Origin of the sequence: Mesorhizobium sp. M8A.F.Ca.ET.207.01.1.1 (assembly GCF_004794715.1) — a bacterium.
Lineage (GTDB): Bacteria > Pseudomonadota > Alphaproteobacteria > Rhizobiales > Rhizobiaceae > Mesorhizobium.
The window spans coordinates 1-311 of sequence record NZ_SRUS01000433.1 but is presented as its reverse complement, the minus strand read 5'-3'; the positions used below and the strand labels follow the sequence as shown (position 1 = coordinate 311).

The window sequence follows — 311 nt, the reverse complement described above, 5'->3', positions numbered from 1 at the left end:
AGTGTCTCTATGACCACACATCTATCCGAAACCATCTGCATAAGAGCCTGTTGAAGCCGCACGTAGCTCGCTGCATCGAGAAAATCTGATTCGACCAGGATCCAGTCGTCGGCCCGCTCTATGACGTCAGTGGAGCTGAGCCACTTCCAGAGCAGGTTGACATCATCAGGACTATCCGCAACGGCATCTCTAACCATGTCGCTCTCGCTCCGCCAGAGTAAACTCAGAGGTTCATCGTACGCAGCAGCTGTTCCCGTATAGTGCCTGTAAAGGTGGTGTCGGCATAATCCACGAAGCGCCATCGCGCGTTC

The 311-nt window shown here is 54.0% G+C and carries 1 protein-coding gene; it reads right to left on the bottom strand.

What is annotated here, in order from left to right; all coding sequences use genetic code 11:
- Positions 1-197, bottom strand: a 197-nt coding sequence (locus tag EN850_RS36935; protein ID WP_210238078.1) for a hypothetical protein, incomplete at its 3' end; no start/stop codon positions are given.
- Between the last annotated feature and the right edge of the window lie 114 nt (positions 198-311).